The sequence below is a fragment of the Streptomyces jumonjinensis genome (assembly GCF_009600885.1).
Taxonomy (GTDB): domain Bacteria; phylum Actinomycetota; class Actinomycetes; order Streptomycetales; family Streptomycetaceae; genus Streptomyces; species Streptomyces jumonjinensis.
The window spans coordinates 1,929-2,266 of sequence record NZ_VCLA01000202.1; the positions used below are offsets into that span (position 1 = coordinate 1,929).

Genomic DNA, 338 nt, shown 5'->3' on the forward strand with positions numbered 1-338 from the left:
GAGCGTTCCACCCGCAGCGAGGGTGACCACAACGTCCAGCACAGCCGCGTCGAAGCTGAACGACGCGAACTGAAGCGCCACCACCCCCTCGTCCACACCCAGCGCGGACCGCATCGCCCCGGCCAGATTCGCCACCCCGCCATGAGCGACCGCCACACCCTTCGGCCGACCCGTCGAACCCGACGTATAGATCACATACGCCAACTGGGCCGGGTCGATCACCACCCCCACCGGCCCCGCCGACTCGGAAGCGATCTCCTCGCCCACCTCGTCCAGCAGCACCGGTTCGACCACGGCGCCCCGCACCCCGGAAACCGTCGCGGAAGTCGCCAGCACAA

The 338-nt window shown here is 69.2% G+C and carries 1 protein-coding gene; it reads right to left on the reverse strand.

The annotated features are described in order from the left end of the window. On the reverse strand, positions 1-338 hold a 338-nt coding region (locus tag FF041_RS38565; protein WP_194292340.1), incomplete at both ends, for an AMP-binding protein.